Source organism: Mesorhizobium sp. M4A.F.Ca.ET.022.05.2.1, assembly GCF_003998845.1.
Classification (GTDB): Bacteria; Pseudomonadota; Alphaproteobacteria; order Rhizobiales; family Rhizobiaceae; genus Mesorhizobium.
In genome coordinates this window covers 1-1,151 of record NZ_RZOJ01000740.1, presented here as the reverse complement: position 1 = coordinate 1,151, position 1,151 = coordinate 1, and the positions used below count along the sequence as shown (strand labels likewise).

Here is a 1,151-nt window from a genome sequence, read left to right as displayed (position 1 = left end):
GTGACCGCGAGCGCGAGGCTCGCCCGCGAATGCGCCAGCGCGCCCGCCGCCATTTCGAGCACGATTTCGCGTGAGACCGCGCCGTGCGCCTTGAGCGTTGCGGCGGAAACGCCGAGCATCTCCATCTTGGCTTCGTTGGAATAAGTGATGAAACCGCGGTCGACCACGGCGGAGGAGCCGGCAATGTCGGTGAGCGCGGCGATGATCAGGCCGCCGGTGCAGCTTTCCGCCGTCGCCAGCATGATACCGCGTTGCTGGCAGGCCAGAAGCAGGGCGTTTGCGAGTTCGGCGTTGCTCATTCGGGAACCTCACCTGGAAAGACTACGCTGGCGGTGGCGATGGCCGCTATGCCTTCCTGGCGGCCGATGAAGCCAAGCTTCTCATTGGTGGTTGCCTTGATCGAGATCCGCTCGCCGGCGATGCCGAGCATCGCGGCGAGGGCAGCCGTCATCGCCTCGCGGTGCGGGCCGACGCGCGGCGCCTCGCAGATCAGCGTGATGTCGGCATTGGCGATGCGTCCGCCGCGCCCGCGCACCAGCTTGGCCGCATGTTCGACGAAGATCTTCGAGGCGGCGCCTTTCCACTGCGGATCCGACGGCGGGAAATGCGTGCCGATATCGCCAGCGCCGCAGGTGGCGAGCAGCGCGTCGGTGAGGGCGTGAAGGCCGACGTCGGCATCGGAATGGCCGGAGAGCTTTCTGTCGTGCGGAATGACGACGCCGCAGAGCGTGACATGATCGCCCGGCTCGAAGGCATGCACGTCATAGCCGTTGCCGGTGCGGATATCCGGAAAGCGCGGCCGTTCACCGGAAAGCCGCTGATCGGCCATTGCAATATCCCTTGCCCAGGTAAGTTTTATGTTGTCCGGCGATCCTTGGACGATTTTCACCGGAATATGCGCCCACTCGGCGATCGCGGCGTCGTCGGTGAAATCCGCCTTGCCAAGATGATGGGCCTTTTCATGCGCGGCAAGAAGCGGCCAGAAGGGAAAGCCCTGCGGCGTCTGGGCGGCATGCAGGCCGTTCCTCGATACGGTCTCCTCGATCATCCCGGCTGCCGACTCGCGCTTCAGCGTGTCGGCGACGGGCAGAGCGGGCAGCGCGCCCTGGCGTTCGCCGACGGCATCGATCGTGCGGTCGATGAGTCCGGCG

At 65.8% G+C, this 1,151-nt stretch carries 2 protein-coding genes; both read right to left on the bottom strand.

Going from position 1 to position 1,151, the window contains the following annotated elements; translation table 11 throughout:
* Positions 1-299: nicotinamide-nucleotide amidohydrolase family protein (locus EN745_RS35040; RefSeq protein WP_127423332.1), on the bottom strand; the 299-nt coding region annotated here is incomplete at its 3' end.
* The coding region (gene ispF, locus EN745_RS35035; protein ID WP_127423331.1) for a 2-C-methyl-D-erythritol 2,4-cyclodiphosphate synthase at positions 296-1,151 on the bottom strand (856 nt) is incomplete at its 5' end. The genes ispF and EN745_RS35040, both read right to left, overlap by 4 nt.